We start from the raw sequence: 18,573 nt of genomic DNA, 5'->3' as shown, positions 1-18,573 counted from the left end.
GTGTAGATAATATCCCTGAACTGTACGGTGCTTGCCGTAATAGTCCGTGATAATTCCCTGTTTTTAGTATTGATATCTCACCTGCAGATATCAATCTTTTGGTTATGCCGTTAACGCACTGAGGTTAAGTAGTGAGCGTATTTGATATTGATATTGATAAGCAGATTAAACAGCACCAGCAAAAAATTCAGGAACTGGAGCAGCTGCGTAAAGACCAGGAACATAAGCTGGAAGGTCTGAAAGAGTTTGACCTTACCATTAAGCGCCTGTGCAATCAGAACCGTCTGACGGAAGAAGAGCTGTACGTTTCCCGCTCAGAACAGATCGAAGCATGGCTGCTTGGCATGGCTAAGCAGGACAATCCTTCTTCTATTTATAACAACCTGAAAAAGCACTTTGCCCGCACTGCACCACGCGGACCTAAAGCGGCTAAAGCAGAGAAAGAATCTTCTCTGCCAAAACCAAAGCTGCCGGTAGGTACTTACCGTAATCCGGCCACTCAGGAAAAAGTGGAAAAGATTAAGCGTAATCCACGTCAATTGGACGAATGGATCGAGCTGCACGGTTTTGCCGTTGTTCGTACCTGGAAAATCGATTAATCCATACAGTGATTAGCGATTAATAAAAAAGGGAGCTCAGCTCCCTTTTTTATTATCTGTTACAGAGACTAAGGCACCTCTGAATTATTCAGAGGTGCCTTAACTGTTTTTATGCCAATACAAAGCGGGCGATACGAGCCTGAGGTTGCACGTCTGCCAGTTTAACCCGTACGGCCTGACCAAGGACAAAGCGTTGTTCTTCGTTGCGATGGGTCAGCGTTTTGGTTTCAAAGGTCCAGCCGTTACCGGCCTTACGGCGGTCGATTGTTCCTTCTATGCCGGTATTATCCAGACGAACAGTGAAGCCGGTTGAGTTCATATGCACAATGCTGGCGTCGTACAGTTGCTCTTTATCCTGTTGCGCAAGCCACAAAAGTTTCAGCCAGGTTTCTGCCTGATTAGCGGCCATGCGAGCATTGCTCTGCGCACTCTGGATATTCAGCAGAATACTTTCATCCGGCAGTTGTACGCTGCTTTCGGTCAGCAAGGCTTTAACAATGCGGTGAATCAGCAGGTCGTTGTACTTGCGCAACGGTGACGTAAAAGTGGTGTAGTGCGCAAAGCCCAGCCCCATATGCGGCTTGGCATCCAGCGATAAATTACTGCGCTCAAGCTGGCGGCTGATAATCATACGCAATGGTAAGTCGCTGTTGCTGGCATCCGCCTGCTGCATCAGGCTGACGTAATCTTCCAGGCTATTCAGGCTGGGTTTTTTCTCCAGCGGCAGATGTTCTTTTAATAACGCCGCCACTTCGCCCTGGCGTTCAGTACGGACACCGGCGTGCTCAATAAAGAAGCCACTGCCTTTTTCTGCCAGCCAACCGGCAACCGCACGGTTACAGGCCAGCATGCATTCTTCTACCAGACGGTGTGCCTGATTACGTTCGATACGGACGATGTCTTTCACTTTGCCCTGTTCATCGGTAACCAGTTTGAAATCCGGACGGTCTTCCATTACCAGGCAGTGGTTCTTACGGAAGGCGGCCAGTGCGCGGGCACAGTTATCCAGATGCACCAGGTGACCATGCAGTTCGGCCGGAATATCACTGCTTTCGCCATCAATTAATTGTGCAACCTGGTTGTAACTGAGTTTGGCGCGGCTGCGTATGCTGGCGTTATAGATATGAATCTGTTCAATCTCGCCGGCTTCACCGATACGCAGTTCAACCGCCATGGCCGGACGCAGCTGGTCAGCCTGCAGCGAGCACAACTGTTCAGACAATTCCGGCGGCAGCATAGGAACAACCTGATCGGGGAAATACACCGAGGTGGCACGCTGCAGGGCGGCATGATCAAGCGCGGTGCCGGGCTGAATTAATGCCGCCGGATCGGCAATGGCAATCCACAGAGTCCAGCCCTGACTGCGGGCTTCGGCATAGAGAGCATCGTCAATGTCGCGGGTGCCGGCAGAGTCGATGGTAACAAAGGGCAGGTGAGTAAGATCGGTGCGTTCACTCAGGACAGCGTCCAGCCCTGTAGCGGTCAGTTCGGCGACCTGAGCGCTGACGCTGGCATCAAAATCAACAGGCAGCTGCCACTTGGCTTTGATAAAGGTCTGCTCAATATGGGCGTCGGTTGGCTTACCGATAATGGCGTCGATATCGGCCTGAGCTTTACCTTTCGGGAATGGGTGCTGGCTGATATGAGCCTTTACCAGATCACCATCGGCTGCGCCCATGCGCTTGGCCGGCGGCACAAAAATCCAGCGATTAAGGGTCGGGTGATCAGCCTCAACGAAGTGACCTTTCCCCCGCACAATGTATTTGCCGAAGAACTCGTTCAGCTCGGTCTTGAGCAGTTTTTCAATAATAGCCTGCTCTTTGCCTTCGCCCGCGGGTTCAACCCGGAATTCAATACGATCGCCGGGCAGGACTTTGTCCATTTCATCCGGGGCGAGAAAAAACTGTTGGCCATCGTCAGTATTGACGAAGCCAAAGCGGCCACCGGTGGAGCGTACCCGGCCCTCATAGTGGGGCGTGCTCAACTGGATTTCCTGCTTCAACGACTGTAATTGCGAGAGGGCGTTTTTATCGAGCATCCGCACTGGACCATGGCTGAAAATAAAGGAGCAGGAGTTTACTGGATCGGGCCGTTGAGAGCTACCGCGGAGCAGGGGAAGATCGGATTGTGAATCTGTTCTGTTTTAAATGGTTCATCTGTACCAAATGTATTCACCTAAGCGGACAACGCAGTGCTTTATTGAGCCAAACCGTATTTTGCGCTGGAAAAGAAACTGGCCTTGTAATACTTCTGACTCAGAAATGTAGTCCTATACCCACAATAAAATAGAACAATACAAGGTGACCTGAATGTCTAACCGAGCTGATCTGAGCCGCCGTAGTTTTTTAAAGTCTGTTGCCGCCGGTGCCGGCGCAGTCTCTGTGCCTGCCGCCTTAACCGGCTGTTTTGGTGATGATGACGATAAACGCGACCTGACCGTGTTTGTGTTTGGCCACGGTGTGGCTTCTGGTGATCCACTGGCCGATGCCGTGATCATCTGGACCCGCGTAACCCCATCCGACACGGGTGCCGAAGCTCAGGTAGGCTGGGTTGTGGCGACCGACGAAGCCATGAGCAACGTGGTGGCCAGTGGCTCTGTTTACACTGACAGCAAGCGCGATTTTACCGTAAAAGTCGATGTTACCGGCCTGAACGCCGACACTGTGTATTACTACCAGTTCGCCGGTAAAGACGGTGCTGTGACTCCGGTTGGTCAGACCCGCACTCTGCCTGTAGGCAGTGTTGATAGTGTGAAACTGGCGGTGTGCTCCTGCGCTAACCTGCCTGCCGGTTACTTCAACGTCTACAACGAAATTGCTAACAGCGATGCCGATGTTGTGCTGCATCTGGGTGACTATATCTATGAGTACGGTGCTAACGAGTATCCGCCTGCTGCCGCTCAGGTCCGTGAGCCGGACCCGCTGGTTGAAACCCTGACCCTGACCCATTACCGCGCCCGTTACGCCAAATATCGTACCGATACCGCGCTGCAGCTGGCGCACCAGAAAAAGCCGTTTATCTGCGTCTGGGATGACCACGAGCTGGCCAACGATACCTGGAAAGGTGGTGCTGAAAACCACGGTGAAGACGAAGGTTCGTTTGAAGAACGCCGCGCCGCAGCCATTCAGGCTTATCACGAGTGGCTGCCGATCCGCTCTGGTGCCGATAAAGCCAAAATCTGGCGTGCTTTTGAATTCGGTAATCTGGTCAACCTGACCATGCTGGATACGCGTATGTATGCCCGCGATAAGCCGCTTGATTATAAAAATTATCTTGTTCCGGGTACCACGGATATTGATGCCGCTGCATTCCGCGCTGATCTGGAAAACCGCAATCGTGGCCTGCTCGGTGCAGAGCAGCAGACCTTTGCCATTGGCTCCATGTTCAACAGTACAGCCACCTGGCAGGTGCTGGGCCAGCAGGTGCTGATGGGGCGTATTTTTATTCCTATTGAGCTGCTAACAAAGCTTGGTGAAATTGAAGAGAAAATCAAAGCGGGTGAGGATGCCTCTGTGACTCAGGCTGCAGTGGCCGGATTACTGGTTGAACTGGCAAATCTGAAAGACAGTGATCCGACCAGTACGCGTCTGACGGAAGCCGCCCCTTACAATCTGGATGCCTGGGATGGCTATTTCCCGGCGCGTGAAGAAATTCTGCAGCGTGCACAGATGCTGAATAAGAACCTGGTGGTTCTGGCGGGTGATACCCATAACGCCTGGGCCAGTGATCTGTATCCGGCGGATGCCAATACCGGAGAGACCGTGCGCAGTAACGGATCGGTCGGGGTGGAATTTGCAACCTCTTCGGTTACTTCGCCGGGTTTCGAAACCTATGTCGGTTTTGGTGCTATTCCTGATCCGGTTACCCGTGCTGAGCAGCAGGCGGGTTTTGAGTTGGCAGTAACAAAATTGGTTGATGATCTGAAGTATCTCAACTCCGCCCAGCGTGGTTATATGCTGGTGGAATTTACTCCGGAGAAATCCAGCTGTGAGTGGGTTTATGTCGATACCATCACCAGCGAAACCTATAACGCTTCAGTACGGAAAAAGATGGAGGTCAAACCAGGTTACGGTAACCGTACCCTGACAGACGTTCCTCTGGCTCCCTGATTCGGTGTTTCCAGAGTAAATAAAAGGCCGCAATCGCGGCCTTTTCCTTTTACGCCCGGTACAGATTAACCCAGCGGAATTCATCCAGTTCGTCGAGGTCGGGCACGGTAAACGACTCACTGCGCCCGGTGGCCTGATAAGGCGGAAAATGAAAATCCTTAACGCGTGAGTCGGCGACGATGACTTGTTGTGCTTTCTGGCGAAACACTTCCAGTAACGGCAGGTTGGCGCGGTCGTATAGCACGTCAGCGGCAATCAGCAGGTCGAGGTCCTCGTCAAAGGCGAACAAATCCGGATGCAGGCGGTAACCGACGTTATTCAGCCGTGCATTGGCGGCGCAGGATAACAGCGCATCGGGGTCGATATCGCAGGCGATGACTTCGCGCGCACCGGCTAGTACACAGGCGATGGCGACCACACCAGAACCGGCACCGAAGTCCATCACCTTTTTGCCCTTTACCCAGTGCGGGTTGGCCAGAATCTCCCGCGCCAGCACCTGACCACTGGCCCAGCAGAAGGCCCAGTAGGCGGGGTAGGTCTGAATACGCAGGATTTCTTCCTGACTGAACGCCCGGCGCATGCTTTCCGGCTCAACCAGCCAGAGGCTGATTTGCGGACACTGTGGCAGCGACTGTGCGCTGACGCGGGCATCGTCGAGCATGGTGCTGATGGCCTGATTCAGCTGCTGCTCATCCAGTTTTGTGTGGTCTGGCTGTGAGCTGGTATTCATGCGTTGCTCTCCGTGCCAAGGCTGATGCTGTTGCCGGGGCGGGCGACCTGATAGCCGGCCTGTTCCAGCGCCGCGGCGGCCTGTTCATTGGCATAGTGATAAAGCACGAAGCGCTGGCGCAGTGCGGGCGGATATTCGCGCGCCAGATCGTCCAGACCGGTATGAGAAGGATTGGGCTGAAGACCGCAGTCATGGAAGATCCGTTCCTGACCGCTCAGCTCATGGCAGAGAATTTCCGGAATCGGGCGGGTGTCACCACTGTAAAACAATACGCCGGGCAAATGCAGGGCATAGCTGGAACCGGGCTGGTGATGGCGCGTGGCGTGCAGGCGGAAGGTCAGATCCTGATGAATAAAGGTATCGGTAACCGGCAGCAGCTGAAACGATTGCCAGAAGTTGTGCCCGCCTTCGGCCATGGCGCCCGGGTAGGTCGCCAGCCGCTGATGCAGTAAGGTAATCAGATTAAGCGGCACATATAAGCGAATGGCAGGGTGCTGTTGCAGGCGTGCCTGAACCGTCAGAATCTCCAGATCGGCAATATGATCGAGATGGCCGTGGGTGATAAAGATCGCTTGCGGCAGGCGTTTATAGTGCTTCTGGTAAGCACTTAAGGTGCCGTAACCACAGTCAATCAGCAGTACGGGTTGCTGGTTAAGTTCCAGCACTGCGGCGGAGCAGCCCATGTCGGGTTGGCCGCCGCTGCCGGTACCCAGAAATTTGAGCGAATAATCAGATGCGTTTCGGGTCATAATAGGCCATATCAGCGCAGAGAAATGAGGTGCATTATGTGGCGTCCAAAACTGATGTCTATCCCCACCGCCGATCAGGCGTTGCCGGGGCGGGCTGAACCGCTGTATCAGGTGCCGCAGCGGCACCATGTAAACGGTAACCTTATCGCCGGTGAACGTCCGGCCGGACTGAGCGAAGTGCTGTTCGGTATGGGCTGTTTCTGGGGGGCTGAACGTAAATTCTGGTCTCTGCCCGGTGTTTATTCAACGGCGGTGGGATATGGCGCCGGGCATACGCAGCACCCGACTTACGAAGAAGTCTGCAGTGGTATGACCGGCCACAATGAACTGGTGCGGGTCTGGTTTGATGAGCAGCAGCTGCCGCTGGAGCAACTGCTGGCGGTGTTCTGGGAAAGTCATGATCCGACTCAGGGCATGCGTCAGGGCAACGATATCGGCACTCAGTACCGTTCAGGCATTTATCTGTCGCAGGCCGCCGATCTGGCACGGGCTGAGGCCAGCCGGGAGCACTATCAACAGCGTTTATATGCTTTTGGAATGGGGGATATCACCAGCGAAATCCTGATCGATGTGCCGTTTTATCTGGCCGAAGGTTATCACCAGCAGTATCTGGCCAAAAATCCCAATGGCTATTGCGGACTGGGCGGCTGTAACGTCAGTTTTGACTGACCGCCCAGGCGGCAGAATTTTTAACAAGGAGTTAATCATGCGGGCAATGGCTGTTTATCAGCTGAAAGGCGGGGTTGGTAAAACAACGACGGCGGTGAATCTGGCGGCGCTGGCTGCGCGGGACAAGATTCCGACCCTGTTGTGGGATCTCGATCCGCAGGGGGCTGCAAGCTGGATTCTGGGAATCGATAAGGGCCATAAACAGGGTGGCTTATGGAGCAGTGATGAGCCTATCAGCCGCTACATTCAGCCCAGCACGGTACCGCGTCTGGATGTGCTGTCGGCCGACAGTTCGCTGCGCAAATTTCATCAGAGTCTGAGCGGTAAAAAAGAAGCCCGGCAACGAATGGCGGAAGCGCTCGGTCGTCTGGCTGAAGACTATGGCCTGATTATCATCGACTGCCCGCCGATGATTACGCCGCAAATGGAAGGCGTCTTGCGGGCAGTGGACCGTATTCTGATTCCGGTAGAGCCTTCGGTGTTATCGATTCGTGCCTACGACCAGATCAAATCCCGGTTTGACTGGGCGAAAAAATCCCAGTGGTTGCCCTTTGTTACCATGATTGACCGGCGTAAACCGGCTCATTTGCGCTGGGTGAATACCGAGCTGCAGAATTATCCGGAAGTGTTGCGCACTTTTGTGGCCTTTTCCGCCAGTGCTGAACGTATGCTGGAGTTGCGCAGCCCGATTGTTGAACAGCAGCCAGCGGTGCCGCTGGCGCGAAATTATCAGGCGTTGTGGAAGGCGCTGAAGCCTAAGCTTAATTTACGCTGAAGGAGAACAGTCGCGTTGCGCTTCCGGATGCCTGACAGCTGACGGACTGTGTTTGACCTGTGGAAAGGCAAGGTAAACGGCCCAGGCAATCGCGGTGGCATAGGCCAGATTGGTAATCAGCTCAATATGCGGGTTATTGAGGAATTCACGCTGTGAGGCCAGGCCGCGGATTTTACTGGCCAGTTCGGGGTTGAACGCAAGATGCTGGTTCCACACCTTCTGATGCAGGCCGGCGTCGATTGGGTAAATACCTTCGGTACGGCCCTGAGGATGTTGCTGCTGCCACTGGGCAATAGCAACCAGAAGATTTTCGGAGGCATGGCAGTGCTTGCCAAGATAGTGCAGGGTGGGACGAACAATGCGTTCACGCAATTCCTGTGCAGCCAGTTCCATGGGACGATCCGCAACTAAACCTCAGATATTGATAGCAGACTAGCGGCAGATACTCCATGAGTGGAATGAAATTTTTGCCTTTAATGTGGTATTTCGTGAAATGACCTTCATGTTTAATTCTGAGCCGGTCTGGTTCGACAGTCATTGTCATTTTGATTTCGCCTGCCTGGATGGCGAACGTGACAAACAATGGGCGCTGGCTCAGCGTCTGGGTGTTCGTGGTTTATTGGTTCCCGGCGTACAGCGTTCACAGTGTGAACAGCTGGCGGCGTTCTGTCATCAGCGGCCATTTTTTTATGCTCTTGGGTTGCATCCGTACTTTATCGCTCAGCATCAGCAGGATGATCTGAACTGGCTTGAGCAAACCCTGCAGGATCAGCTTCTTGCTCAAAAGCTGGTGGCCTTGGGAGAAACCGGACTCGACTGGATGCTGGCGACGGATGCTGAACAGCGCGAAGAACAGTGGTTCTGGTTCCGGGCTCAGGTGGCGCTGGCAAAAAAATATCAGTTACCGCTGATTCTGCATGTCCGTGGAGCACACGATGAAGCGGCGTCTTATCTGCGTCAGCAGCAGTTTACCCATGGAGGCATGGTGCACGCCTTCAGTGGCAGCGAACAGCAGGGCAGAGCCTGGTACAAACTGGGTTTTCGCCTGGGGATTGGTGGGGCAATGAGTCATTCACGGGCGCATAAGTTACGGCGTACAGTCGCTTCTCTGCCGCTGGATTGCTGGTTGCTGGAAACCGACAGTCCGGATATGAAACCGGCGTTTTGGGCGGGGGAGCATAACAGTCCGGCTTGTATTCCCGTACTTGCAGCTTTACTGGCCAGTCTGCATAAGCTCAGCCTGCCGGCATTGGCGCTGCAGCAGCAACAGAATCTGCTGCACAGTTTTCCGCGCATGGCGCAGACAAGGGATAAGGCCGAATGAGCCATTATCGCTTCTTTTATTGCCACCAATGCTGAAGGAACGGTTTTTTAGACAAGCTTATTGCATTAAACCCCGGCGGCTTGCTTTGTCCGCCAATAGCGCATAATTCTTGTAACGTAGTCACACAAAGAGGTGAGCACTATGTTTGCAAATCATATGTTTGGGCTGCTGTACCATCCCCGCCGTGAATGGGATGAAATCCGTCGTGAACGGGCAGGCTCTATTCTTGAAGTCTTTCTGCGCAACCTGGTATTTCTGGCTCTGATTCCCCCCGTATCCTTGTATATCGGGACCACGCAATACGGCTGGAGTATTGCCGGAGGCGATGTGGTGAAGCTCAGTGCTGAAAGTGCGTTGCCGATGGCGGTTGCCTTTTACTTTGCTTTGCTATTCGGTGTCGCAATGGTGGCTTATGCCATGTTCTGGATGGAGCGGACCTTTGGTGTCAGTGCCAGCTATGAACGATGTCTGATTTTTACCGTTTTTACTTCCACGCCCATGTTTTTATCCGGCTTTATTGGTCTGTTGCCGATTTTGTGGCTGGATGTTCTGGTCGTGCTGTCGGCTGTCTGCTACAGCGTTTACCTGTTGTATTCCGGCGTTCCCATTTTTATGGATATACCGGAAGAGCGCGGGTTTATCTTTGCCAGCTCCATGTTAACGGTCGGATTATGTGCTTTGGTTGGCTGTATGGCGGTGACCGTTATCCTTTGGGGCATGGGGGTAGCGCCAGCCTTCGTCTGATATAGCAGTACCAGTGCTTACCATTACGGAGAGGACGTATTACGCCTCTCCGTGGTTCTCTGGAGTTTTGTAGTGATTTTGTAACACATAGTTGATCATAGAATCACCAGTCAGTAGCCTGCACGCCCCCTGAATATGGCTCTATGGTGATGTGATGAAACGACGGCTTTTGTTTGCTACGTTAGTGTGCTTTGTTTTGCCGGCCATGGCTGCCGTCGCTCCGGAAGACATTGCCAGACTGGGCAAAGACCTGACTCCGGTAGGCGCAGAGAAACTGGGCAATGGTAATGATATTCCGGCCTGGCGAGGTGGTCTGCCTCTCGATAAAAAACACAAACCAGGCGCGTTTCATGCCGACCCTTTCGCCGCCGATCAACCACGATTCCGGATTTCGGCCGCTAATGTTGCAGAGCACCGTTCACGTCTGACCGATGGTCAGGTTGCCTTGCTGCAGCGTTTTCCCGACCTGTATTTCGAAGTTTATCCAACCCGTCGTTCAGCGTCTTACCCGGACTACGTATATGACGCAATTAAGGTCAATGCGAAACGTGCCGGTCTGATGAAATACGGTGCCGGTGTTACCGGTGCCACCATGACGTCGCCTTTCCCTGTGCCGGAGAACGGCCTGGAAGTGTTGTGGAACCATACCCTGCGTTTCCGCGGTCACTCGATGTCTTATACCTCCGTTGCTTCATCCGTCACTCAGGGGGGTCAGCGCATCGATGCCTTGCGTGAATATGAATACTTCCTGCAATACAGTATGCCAGGTGCTGAACCTGCAGATCTCGATAATAAAATCTTCTATCTGAAGCGTAAAACCCTTGCTCCGGCACAGCTGGCAGGTGGTATCACACTGGTTCATGAAACCCTCGATCAGGTACGTTCACCACGTAAATCCTGGATTTATATGCCGGGCCAGCGTCGTCTGCGCCGTACCCCCGATCTTGCGTATGACACGGCGGATATCAACACCAACTCTATCCGTACCGTTGACCAGGTGGATATGTTTAACGGCGCGCCGGATTACTATGACTGGGAGCTGAAAGGTAAGCGTGAAATCTATATTCCGTACAATGCCTACAAGGTTCATCAGGGCACGCTGAAAATTGATGATATCCTGCAGGATCATCACATAAACCCGTCACTGTTGCGTTATGAGGCACACCGTGTCTGGGTCGTTGAAGCTAAGTTGCGTCTTGGTTACAGCCATCGTTATTCAACCCGCCGCTACTACGTGGATGAAGACTCCTGGTCGATCATTTACGCTGAAGAATACGATGAAGAAGGTAAGCTGTGGCAGGTTACCGAAGCTCACACCATTAACTACTATGATGTTCAGCTGGTCTATCCAACGCTGGAAGTAACCTACGATCTTGAGAGTGGTCGTTACTACGCCGAGGGGCTGGATAACGAACGTGGCGGCACTATCGATTTCAGCCAGGAGCTGGATGCCGACGACTTTTCGCCGAATGCCATCCGCCGTGAGGCCGTGCGCTGACATTCAGCGGTATGGCGATTACACTGGGCAGCAATCTTTGCTGCCCGTGTTTTTTGTGAACCTTAATTTTTCTCCGTCGTTCTTTTCTTACTTCCGTCTTGTTGGGCTGTGGCTGCTCTGTTTGCCGGCGCTGGCAGACGACGGACGCCTGCCGGATAACTTTGCCGAGCTGTCGGATGATGTACAGGCGGTGATTCTCGAATACGCCTTCTTTTCTGAAAAAGCCAATCAGGTCTGGGGTCAGGACTTCGAAGAGGCCTCAGCTCATGCGATGGTTAAATATCTCGATGATTACCACACCCGGGTTCATATCGACTTTGCTGCCGGGCGTATCCGGGTCGAAAGTGAGCGCAGTAAAACGCCGTTAACGGCAATAAAGCAGGCATTGGTGGCTACACTGCTGACGCCGGCCGATCCTTCGGCCGTCGATCTGTACACGGCAGCCGATATGGGCATTACCGGCAAACCTTTTCTGGCCGGGCAGGTGCTTGATCAGGATGGTAAAAGCATTGAATACCCCTGGCGGGCTGAGCGCTTTGCCCAGTATCTGATTGATCACAAAGTCCGCCATAAAGGCGCGCGCTATTGGGTCGATGTTGCTATGGTGCGCAGTCATAAACAGCGCAGTGCCGCCGGCTACCGGCCTCTGGTTGAGCGTGCAGCAACACGTTATAAATTATCGCCATCATTAATTCTGGCGGTGATTGAAACAGAAAGCAGTTTTAATCCTTTTGCCGTTTCCCACGCTGGTGCCTATGGCCTGATGCAGGTTATGCAGAATACCGCCGGGCGTGATGTCTATCAGCGTATTTATGGCCGTGATGACCGTCCGACACGCAGCTACCTGTTGAATCCGGCTAATAATATTGACGCTGGCAGTGCCTATCTATCGATTCTGCGGGATGTGTATCTGCGTGATATTCAGGGTTGGCAAAAACGTGAATACTGCATTATTGCCGCTTATAACGGCGGCGCCGGAAATCTGTTTAAAGCCTTTCACTCCGACCGTAAAAAAGCTGTACAGCGTATTAATGCTATGTCGGCAGAGGAAGTTTACCGCACGATAGTACACAAGCATCCGAAAGCAGAATCCCGGCGCTATCTGGAAAAAGTAACGGCGTTTAAAAAACACTGGTTTTAAGCGTCATCTGCTTTTTACACAGCAATATTTCAAAAAACAGGTTTTTTGTACGTTATGCCAACCGATACTTCAGCGCCAACACAGTTGCAACAGGCATTGATACTGCCTGATGCTCAGCTTGTTATGGAAAAGCTCATGCAAGAGCAGTTAACCCTGTGGTTGCTCAGTCTGCCAGACAGTGAATTGGCTCTGGATACTCAGGCCATCGGTGCTTTCTGGCAGCGTCTGCCGTACTGGGCCTTTGCCTGGGCGGGCGGGCGTGCTCTGGCGCAATGGATTGTGGCTAACCCTCAGGCGGTTGCCGGCAAGAAGGTGCTGGATTTTGGCTGTGGCTCAGGGTTGGTTGGCATCGCCGCAGCTAAGGCCGGAGCAGCGGAAGTCTGGGTTGCCGATCTGGACGCAAATGCTCTGCAGGCTGCAGCCGAAAATGCAGCCCTGAACGGGGTGGAGGTTTTACCGGTAAAAGGTGAGTGGCCACAGGTCGACCTGCTGCTGGCCAGTGATGTGCTCTACGACATCAGCTCCAGTGCCGATCTTAAGCAGCTGATGCTGAGTATTCCCGACTGGATTCTGGCCGAAAGCCGCTTTGTTGCACCGGATTTTGTTGCGCTGGATTGCCTGCACTCCATGGTCAGTTCGACACTTCCCGCCATTGGTGATTTTGATGAGGCGGTGGAGGTTGAGATTTATTGCCGCGCCGGTCAATCTCGACTAACGTAACCGCCTTATCAATAATAACGCTTTAATAAACACTCTCAGGGAGATACTCATGCGCATCGTTATGACGTTGTTGTTCAGCTTATTGGCACCACTGGCAATGGCCGCTGATCTGACAGAAAAAGATGTAAAACACTGGATGGAAGCCATGCCAGCGCTCGAAAACTGGCTGGATCAGCATGAAGATCAGTTGCCGGAAGAAGATTTCAGCGGCAGCGAAACCAGTATTGATGCCATGTTTAATAAAGGCATTGAGCAACTGAAGGCGGCCGGCTTATATGATGATTTCAGCAAGCAGGTAAAAGCGGGCGGTTATAAAAACATTGAACACTGGGCTGAAGTTTCCCGCCGGGTGACCATGGGCTATATGGCGCTGGAAATGGAAAACGAACAGGTCAGTCTGTCACAGCTTGAAGCTCAGCTCGAACAGATCCGTCAGGCAGAAGGCATGCCTGCTGAGCAAAAAATGATGATGGAACAAATGATGAGCGCCTCACTGATGATGATGCGTGCGGTGGAAAACGTCAGCGAACAGGATAAATCCGCCGTACGTCCATTCCGTCAGCAGCTGGCGGACCAGTTTGCTGAATCCGGTGATGACGAATAAAGCCTGCGCAGGCTGCTCTGCTTGATCCTGCGCAATGGCGTATACAGCGGCTAACGCTATGCTGTAGTTATCCACTGTGTATATGCCCTCAGGCCATAGCGTCTGAGGACAGCAGGGGTCTTTGAAGCCGGAACGTTGAGCCAGAGCCTTTGAACAGGAAGCAGAGATATGAGTTACTCCACGGTCAAAGACGTACTCGAATACAGCCGCCGCTTACATGAGCACGCGCGCAATCTGTATCAGCAATTACGCGATCAGACGCAGCGCGAGCGGGTCGATATGATGCTGCAGTTGCTGGCAGCCCATGAAGATACGCTGGCGAAATCAATGGTCAGTATGCAGGAGCATATCAGCCAGAAGGTACTCTCTGAGTGGCATCAGTTTGAACCAGGTTCCATCAGCGAAGCCCTGAAAGGCTGTCGTGAGCTGCATCCGGATATTTCGGTGGATGAGTTAGCCCGGGTAGCACTGAAAATTGATGACTACCTGATCGGGTTGTACCGGCAGATGCTCAGCGAAGCGACAACGGACGATTCGCGGCAGCTGTTTGAAAACCTGATCGCATTGGAGGAGTCCGAAAAGATGCGTACCGTCAGGGCGGCACTGTCCGCCAGTGACTGGTAGTCAGACGGAAATAGCAGTTCATAAAAAAAAGCGGCCAATGGCCGCTTTTTTTTTGAGCTGTTGATCAGCCGTTAATCGGCCTCGGCCATTTCGGTAACCACTTCACTGCGGGAGCGACAATTGCGCCGATAGGCTGCCGGAGTTTCACCGGTCCATTGCTTGAACGCCCGCTCAAACCCCCGACGGTCAGAAAAGCCCAGCTCAATGGCCAGCTGCTGTACATCGGTATGACCGCGCTCCAGTGCCTGTTTGGCCTTCTCCAGGCGTACGTCACGCAACAGGGAAGAGAACTGGCAGTTTTCTTCCTGCAGGCGCCGGGTCAGGGTACGGCTGCTGGTGCTCAGCAGGTCGGCAACGGCTTCTTTGGTGATCGGGATGGAGTCCGGCCACTGATACAGAATATGCATCACCTTACGGCTGAACGCCTGCAACTGGCCGAAACGGGTTGTTGCTACTTCAGCCTGACGACGCAGAGAGTTGAATAACTCCGGGTTTGCCTGCGCCAATGGCTTATCCAGTAACTTGCCGGAAAACGATATCCAGTTATGTGGCTGATTGTACTGAACCGGAATACCGAAGAACTGCTCCAGCCGGTCACGGTAGGACGGTGGCGGAAAGCGGAAGCCAACCCCCTGTACCTGATAGTAACTGCCGCCAAAGGCCTTGCCGGCGGTATGAATGCTGGTGGCGATAAACTCGCTGCGGGCATGACTGCCAAAGGCACTGCCTTCGGCAACATAGTAAAGCACTTTAATGCTTTCATTACCGACAAACAGGTCAGGCGAACGGGTATCACTGATCAGCGAGTAGTAACGACGCAGAATGGTCAGGGCTTCCCGGCCAGTCTGGCAACCGCTCAACAGGAACCCCAGCAGATAAAAGCTGGGCAGGTCGAGATGCTGTCCGGCGGCAAGGCCGATGGCAGGTTCGTTAAGCAGTTTACTGGCCTGTTCCAGCAGCCGGTCAAACTGGCTGATGGACATGCGCTGGCTGGAAAGATGCTCGGTTCTGGCCTCATGGCCCGGTGACAGCAGGTCCATGCCGGAGAAGCCTTTGCTTTCCAACAAACGCAACAAGGGCTGCAAAGCCGCCGTTGTCAAAGTATTGGTCGGATGCGAACTCATATGCTCGATTTTTATTGTTGTTATTTTTTGTTCAGATAACGTACCACCTGTATTCCATACACGCCAGACGATGATGCAACTTTTCTGTAAATTCCCGGTCATTGCGGGAAAAATACCTAAAAAACAAAATGTTAGGCTTGACAGCACAAGGGGGCATCCGTATTATTCGCAGCCTCTGACGCGGGATGGAGCAGTCTGGTAGCTCGTCGGGCTCATAACCCGAAGGTCGTAGGTTCGAATCCTGCTCCCGCAACCAACCGCTTCTGTTGGTTGTAACGTCAGAAAGTAGTGAAGCAATTGTCGCGGGATGGAGCAGTCTGGTAGCTCGTCGGGCTCATAACCCGAAGGTCGTAGGTTCGAATCCTGCTCCCGCAACCAAAATTGATGAAAAAGCCCGAATGTTCGCATTCGGGCTTTTTTATTGCCTGAATGTCGCGCGAATTCCTCATCTTTTATGTCACAGCGTTAGCCATGTCCGCGACGGATGATGCTGCCATGATTGTTTTCGTTTTACGTATCCGCGAACACTTTATTCAGCCTGCCCTTATTGCCGCAGCGCCGCAGGGCAGATGTGCCTGCTGCCATCAGTCTGTTGCGAAACTTCAGACCGGTAACAACCCTGCCGGCAGGTTGAGACAAATTGAAAGCCATATCGCGGTTTTTGCCCGTCAGGCTCCTGTTGTTCTCTGTATCATTACCCAACTTTTGGTGGATCTTGAGCGCTGTTAATCGCAAACGGCGTGCTTTTGTGCGCCATCGATTTTTGCGGATACTAAAGGATATAGAATGAATCAAAGGCATGTTAAGGCGCGCTCTGTCGCGTCTGCGGTTCAGGTCACGCTCGTCAGTGCGTTGTTATCGGCCTGTGGCGGCAGCAGCAGTGACGACCCGCGCTTCAGTGTTACTCCGTCAGCGGGTAATGGCGGCAGCATCAGCCCGGACACGGCGCAGGTGTTGAATAAAGGTGAGACCACCCGTTTCGACATTATGGCCGAGAGTGGCTACCGCATTGATGACGTGTCAGGCTGTGACGGTACGCTGCAGGGCAGCACCTATACCACCGGGGCCATTACGGCTGACTGTACGGTAGAAGCCAGCTTTATGCGGACTCACCGCGTTGCTGTCAATGCTGGCGCAGGCGGCAGCATCAGCCCGGACACGGCACAGGTGGTGGATACCGAAACCACCACCAGTTTTGAGATTACAGCAGACAATGGTTACCGCATTGATGGCGTGTCGGGCTGTGACGGTGCGCTGCAGGGCAGCACCTATACCACCGGGGCCATTACGGCCGACTGCACGATAGAGGCGAGCTTTATTCCCGCGGACCCGGTACTGAGTCTGTCGTTGGCGGCGACTAAAACCTTCAGTTTCAGCTGGCAGGATGTTGCCGAAGAAACCGAATACCGTTTGCTGGAAAGCCTGGACGGCCAGCAGGATTTCACCCAGATTCAGACGTTACCCGCCGATACAACCAGTTATCAGTATTCGGTGTTTCTGCCCCAGCGTGTGAATGCCCGCTACAGATTACAGGCCTGTAATCTGTCAGATGGCTATGAAGACTGCCGCACCTCTGCTGAAGTAACAGCCCAGGGAAGCCTGACCGACGCGGTGGGTTATGTTAAAGCAGCGCGGATTGATTGGGGCTTGAATGATCCTGCCTATAGGTCTGCCGAAGGTCAGTTTGGATTGGCTGTAGCGCTATCGGCCGATGGCAGTACGCTGGCGGTAGGTATGCCAGAGGAGACCAACCTTAACTCTGGCATTGATGCGGAGCAGTCAGATATCCGTGGCAATAGTGTCGGTGCTGTGTATGTGTTCCGCCTTATCCATGGGCAGTGGCTGCAGCAGGCTTATATCAAAGCCTCGAATGCCGATGAATTGGACAGCTTTGGCAGCAGTCTGGCATTGTCAGGCGATGGCTCGACACTGGCGGTTGGCGCTTTTAATGAAGGCAGCAGCGCGACCGGTGTTAACGGTGTTCAGGCAGATAACAGTACTCCTTACGCAGGTGCGGTGTATGTGTTTCAGTACTCAGGCGCTGGTTGGGCGCAGCAGGCCTATATAAAAGCCTCGAATACTGGGGCGGGTGATCGGTTTGGCCGTTCGTTAGCGTTATCGGCCGATGGCAGCACCCTGGCGGTAGGCGCTTTTTTTGAAAGCAGCAGTGCAACCGGTGTTGACGGTGATCAGGCGGATAACAGTGCCTATTTAGCGGGTGCGATATATATGTTCCAGCGTGCAGGCCTTAGCTGGACACAACAGGCTTACATCAAAGCCTCGAATACCGGGGTAAAAGATCAGTTTGGCATCAGCCTGGCGCTGTCGGCCGATGGCAGCACTCTGGCGGTCAGCGCTTTGGCTGAAGCCAGCAGTGCAACCGGTGTTGGTGGTGATGAGACGGATGACAGTTTGACATACGCAGGTGCGGTGTATGTGTTTCTGCGTGCAGACCAAGCCTGGGCTCAGCAGGCTTATATTAAGGCTTCTAATACCGGTGCAAATGACTATTTTGGCTCGAGTGTCGCATTATCGGCTGATGGCAGCACTCTGGCGGTTGGCGCTCAGAATGAAGGCAGCAGCGCAGCCGGTGTTGGTGCAGGGCAGGAGGACAACAGTGCTTCTAAAGCAGGTGCGGTGTATGTGTTCCAGCGTACCGGCTTGCACTGGGCGCAGCAGGCCTATCTTAAGGCCTCTAATACCGGCACGAGAGATAACTTTGGCTATGCCGTCGCCTTATCGGCGGATGGCGACAGCCTGGCGGTAAGCGCTCCGGGCGAAAGGAGCAGTGCAGCCGGTATTAATGGTGAGCAAATGGATGATGCCGCTTATGAATCTGGTGCGGTGTATCTGTTTCAGCGCACAGAGGCTGGCTGGGCGCAGCCGGCCTATATCAAAGCCTCCAATACCGGTTACGGTGACACGTTTGGCCGATCGGTTGCCTTATCCGCGGATGGCCAGACTCTGGCTGTGGGGGCGCCACTAGAAGCGAGTAGCGCTACCGGTGTTAATGGCGATCAAACTAATAACAACGCTGTAGGGTCTGGCGCGGTGTATCTGTACTGATCGCGTTAGCTGGCAGGCCGGCTTGTGGTGTAATGCCTGAGTTGGCCTGACCTGTAAAAACCTAATCCGCCGGGTGGTGACAGCCGGCGGATTTTTT

General features: G+C 53.4%; 18 protein-coding genes and 2 tRNA genes. 15 read left to right on the top strand and 5 right to left on the bottom strand.

Annotated features, from left to right (window positions below; genetic code table 11):
• The first annotated feature begins 131 nt into the window (after positions 1-131).
• Positions 132-599 (top strand): hypothetical protein, encoded by a 468-nt coding sequence (locus tag HUF19_RS11875; protein ID WP_260996826.1) that lies wholly within the window; start codon positions 132-134, stop codon positions 597-599.
• Positions 600-708: 109 nt separating this feature from the next.
• Here the strand turns inward: HUF19_RS11875 and HUF19_RS11870 are convergent, their stop codons facing one another.
• On the bottom strand, positions 709-2,583 hold the full coding sequence (locus tag HUF19_RS11870; protein WP_260996825.1) for a ribonuclease R family protein: 1,875 nt from the start codon (positions 2,581-2,583) through the stop codon (positions 709-711).
• A 325-nt stretch (positions 2,584-2,908) separates the two neighbouring features.
• Between HUF19_RS11870 and HUF19_RS11865 the strand changes: the two genes are divergently transcribed.
• Positions 2,909-4,708, top strand: coding sequence for an alkaline phosphatase D family protein (locus tag HUF19_RS11865; protein ID WP_260996824.1), 1,800 nt, complete (start codon positions 2,909-2,911; stop codon positions 4,706-4,708).
• A gap of 49 nt (positions 4,709-4,757) precedes the next feature.
• Here the strand turns inward: HUF19_RS11865 and HUF19_RS11860 are convergent, their stop codons facing one another.
• Both HUF19_RS11860 and HUF19_RS11855 read right to left on the bottom strand, forming a co-directional pair.
• A complete protein-coding gene (locus HUF19_RS11860; protein WP_260996823.1) occupies positions 4,758-5,438 on the bottom strand; it encodes a class I SAM-dependent methyltransferase in 681 nt (226 codons plus the stop codon).
• On the bottom strand, positions 5,435-6,187 hold the full coding sequence (locus HUF19_RS11855) for an MBL fold metallo-hydrolase (protein ID WP_260996822.1): 753 nt from the start codon (positions 6,185-6,187) through the stop codon (positions 5,435-5,437). The genes HUF19_RS11860 and HUF19_RS11855 overlap by 4 nt, the downstream gene beginning before the upstream one ends.
• A gap of 36 nt (positions 6,188-6,223) precedes the next feature.
• On the opposite strand from HUF19_RS11855, the gene msrA reads away from it, so the two are divergent.
• Positions 6,224-6,856 carry a peptide-methionine (S)-S-oxide reductase MsrA gene (gene msrA / locus HUF19_RS11850; protein ID WP_260996821.1) on the top strand — a complete coding sequence of 211 codons (633 nt, stop codon included), beginning with the start codon at positions 6,224-6,226 and terminating at the stop codon, positions 6,854-6,856.
• A 37-nt stretch (positions 6,857-6,893) separates the two neighbouring features.
• On the top strand, positions 6,894-7,631 hold the full coding sequence (locus tag HUF19_RS11845) for a ParA family protein (protein WP_260996820.1): 738 nt from the start codon (positions 6,894-6,896) through the stop codon (positions 7,629-7,631).
• Here HUF19_RS11845 and HUF19_RS11840 read toward each other — a convergent pair.
• The gene (locus tag HUF19_RS11840) at positions 7,623-8,024 is read right to left on the bottom strand and encodes a hypothetical protein (RefSeq protein WP_260996819.1); all 402 of its coding nucleotides are present in this window, start codon (positions 8,022-8,024) and stop codon (positions 7,623-7,625) included. The genes HUF19_RS11845 and HUF19_RS11840 overlap by 9 nt on opposite strands.
• A 109-nt stretch (positions 8,025-8,133) precedes the next feature.
• On the opposite strand from HUF19_RS11840, the gene HUF19_RS11835 reads away from it, so the two are divergent.
• From HUF19_RS11835 to HUF19_RS11805, 7 genes are all read left to right on the top strand, one after another.
• Entirely contained in the window at positions 8,134-8,955 is an 822-nt protein-coding gene (locus tag HUF19_RS11835; RefSeq protein ID WP_260996818.1) for a TatD family hydrolase, read from the top strand.
• Between the two features lie 141 nt (positions 8,956-9,096).
• On the top strand, positions 9,097-9,699 hold the full coding sequence (locus HUF19_RS11830) for a Yip1 family protein (protein WP_260996817.1): 603 nt from the start codon (positions 9,097-9,099) through the stop codon (positions 9,697-9,699).
• Positions 9,700-9,853: 154 nt separating this feature from the next.
• Complete coding sequence (locus HUF19_RS11825) at positions 9,854-11,197, top strand: DUF1329 domain-containing protein (protein ID WP_260996816.1); 1,344 nt, start codon at positions 9,854-9,856, stop codon at positions 11,195-11,197.
• 55 nt (positions 11,198-11,252) lie between these two features.
• The gene (locus tag HUF19_RS11820; RefSeq protein ID WP_260996815.1) at positions 11,253-12,338 is read left to right on the top strand and encodes a murein transglycosylase domain-containing protein; all 1,086 of its coding nucleotides are present in this window, start codon (positions 11,253-11,255) and stop codon (positions 12,336-12,338) included.
• Between the two features lie 135 nt (positions 12,339-12,473).
• A complete protein-coding gene (locus HUF19_RS11815; RefSeq protein WP_260996814.1) occupies positions 12,474-13,058 on the top strand; it encodes a class I SAM-dependent methyltransferase in 585 nt (194 codons plus the stop codon).
• 49 nt (positions 13,059-13,107) lie between these two features.
• Positions 13,108-13,662, top strand: coding sequence for a hypothetical protein (locus HUF19_RS11810; RefSeq protein WP_260996813.1), 555 nt, complete (start codon positions 13,108-13,110; stop codon positions 13,660-13,662).
• 168 nt (positions 13,663-13,830) lie between these two features.
• Positions 13,831-14,286, top strand: coding sequence for a ferritin family protein (locus HUF19_RS11805; protein WP_260996812.1), 456 nt, complete (start codon positions 13,831-13,833; stop codon positions 14,284-14,286).
• Between the two features lie 71 nt (positions 14,287-14,357).
• Here HUF19_RS11805 and HUF19_RS11800 read toward each other — a convergent pair whose 3' ends face one another.
• Entirely contained in the window at positions 14,358-15,410 is a 1,053-nt protein-coding gene (locus HUF19_RS11800; protein ID WP_260996811.1) for an AraC family transcriptional regulator, read from the bottom strand.
• A gap of 179 nt (positions 15,411-15,589) precedes the next feature.
• Between HUF19_RS11800 and HUF19_RS11795 the strand changes: the two genes are divergently transcribed.
• The 4 genes from HUF19_RS11795 to HUF19_RS11780 all read left to right on the top strand — a co-directional run bounded on the left by HUF19_RS11795 (position 15,590) and on the right by HUF19_RS11780 (position 18,476).
• Positions 15,590-15,666: transfer RNA gene (locus tag HUF19_RS11795), tRNA-Met, on the top strand.
• 45 nt (positions 15,667-15,711) lie between these two features.
• A tRNA-Met gene (locus HUF19_RS11790) sits at positions 15,712-15,788 on the top strand.
• A gap of 51 nt (positions 15,789-15,839) precedes the next feature.
• Positions 15,840-16,139, top strand: coding sequence for a hypothetical protein (locus HUF19_RS11785; RefSeq protein ID WP_260996810.1), 300 nt, complete (start codon positions 15,840-15,842; stop codon positions 16,137-16,139).
• Positions 16,140-16,196: 57 nt separating this feature from the next.
• Positions 16,197-18,476, top strand: a complete 2,280-nt coding sequence (locus tag HUF19_RS11780) for an FG-GAP repeat protein (RefSeq protein WP_260996809.1) — start codon at positions 16,197-16,199, stop codon at positions 18,474-18,476.
• Positions 18,477-18,573 lie beyond the last annotated feature (97 nt).

The organism is Thalassolituus hydrocarboniclasticus (assembly GCF_025345565.1).
Classification (GTDB): domain Bacteria; phylum Pseudomonadota; class Gammaproteobacteria; order Pseudomonadales; family Oceanobacteraceae; genus Venatoribacter; species Venatoribacter hydrocarboniclasticus.
The sequence above is the reverse complement of the archived record's forward strand: the minus strand, read 5'-3'. Positions and strand labels throughout refer to the sequence as shown.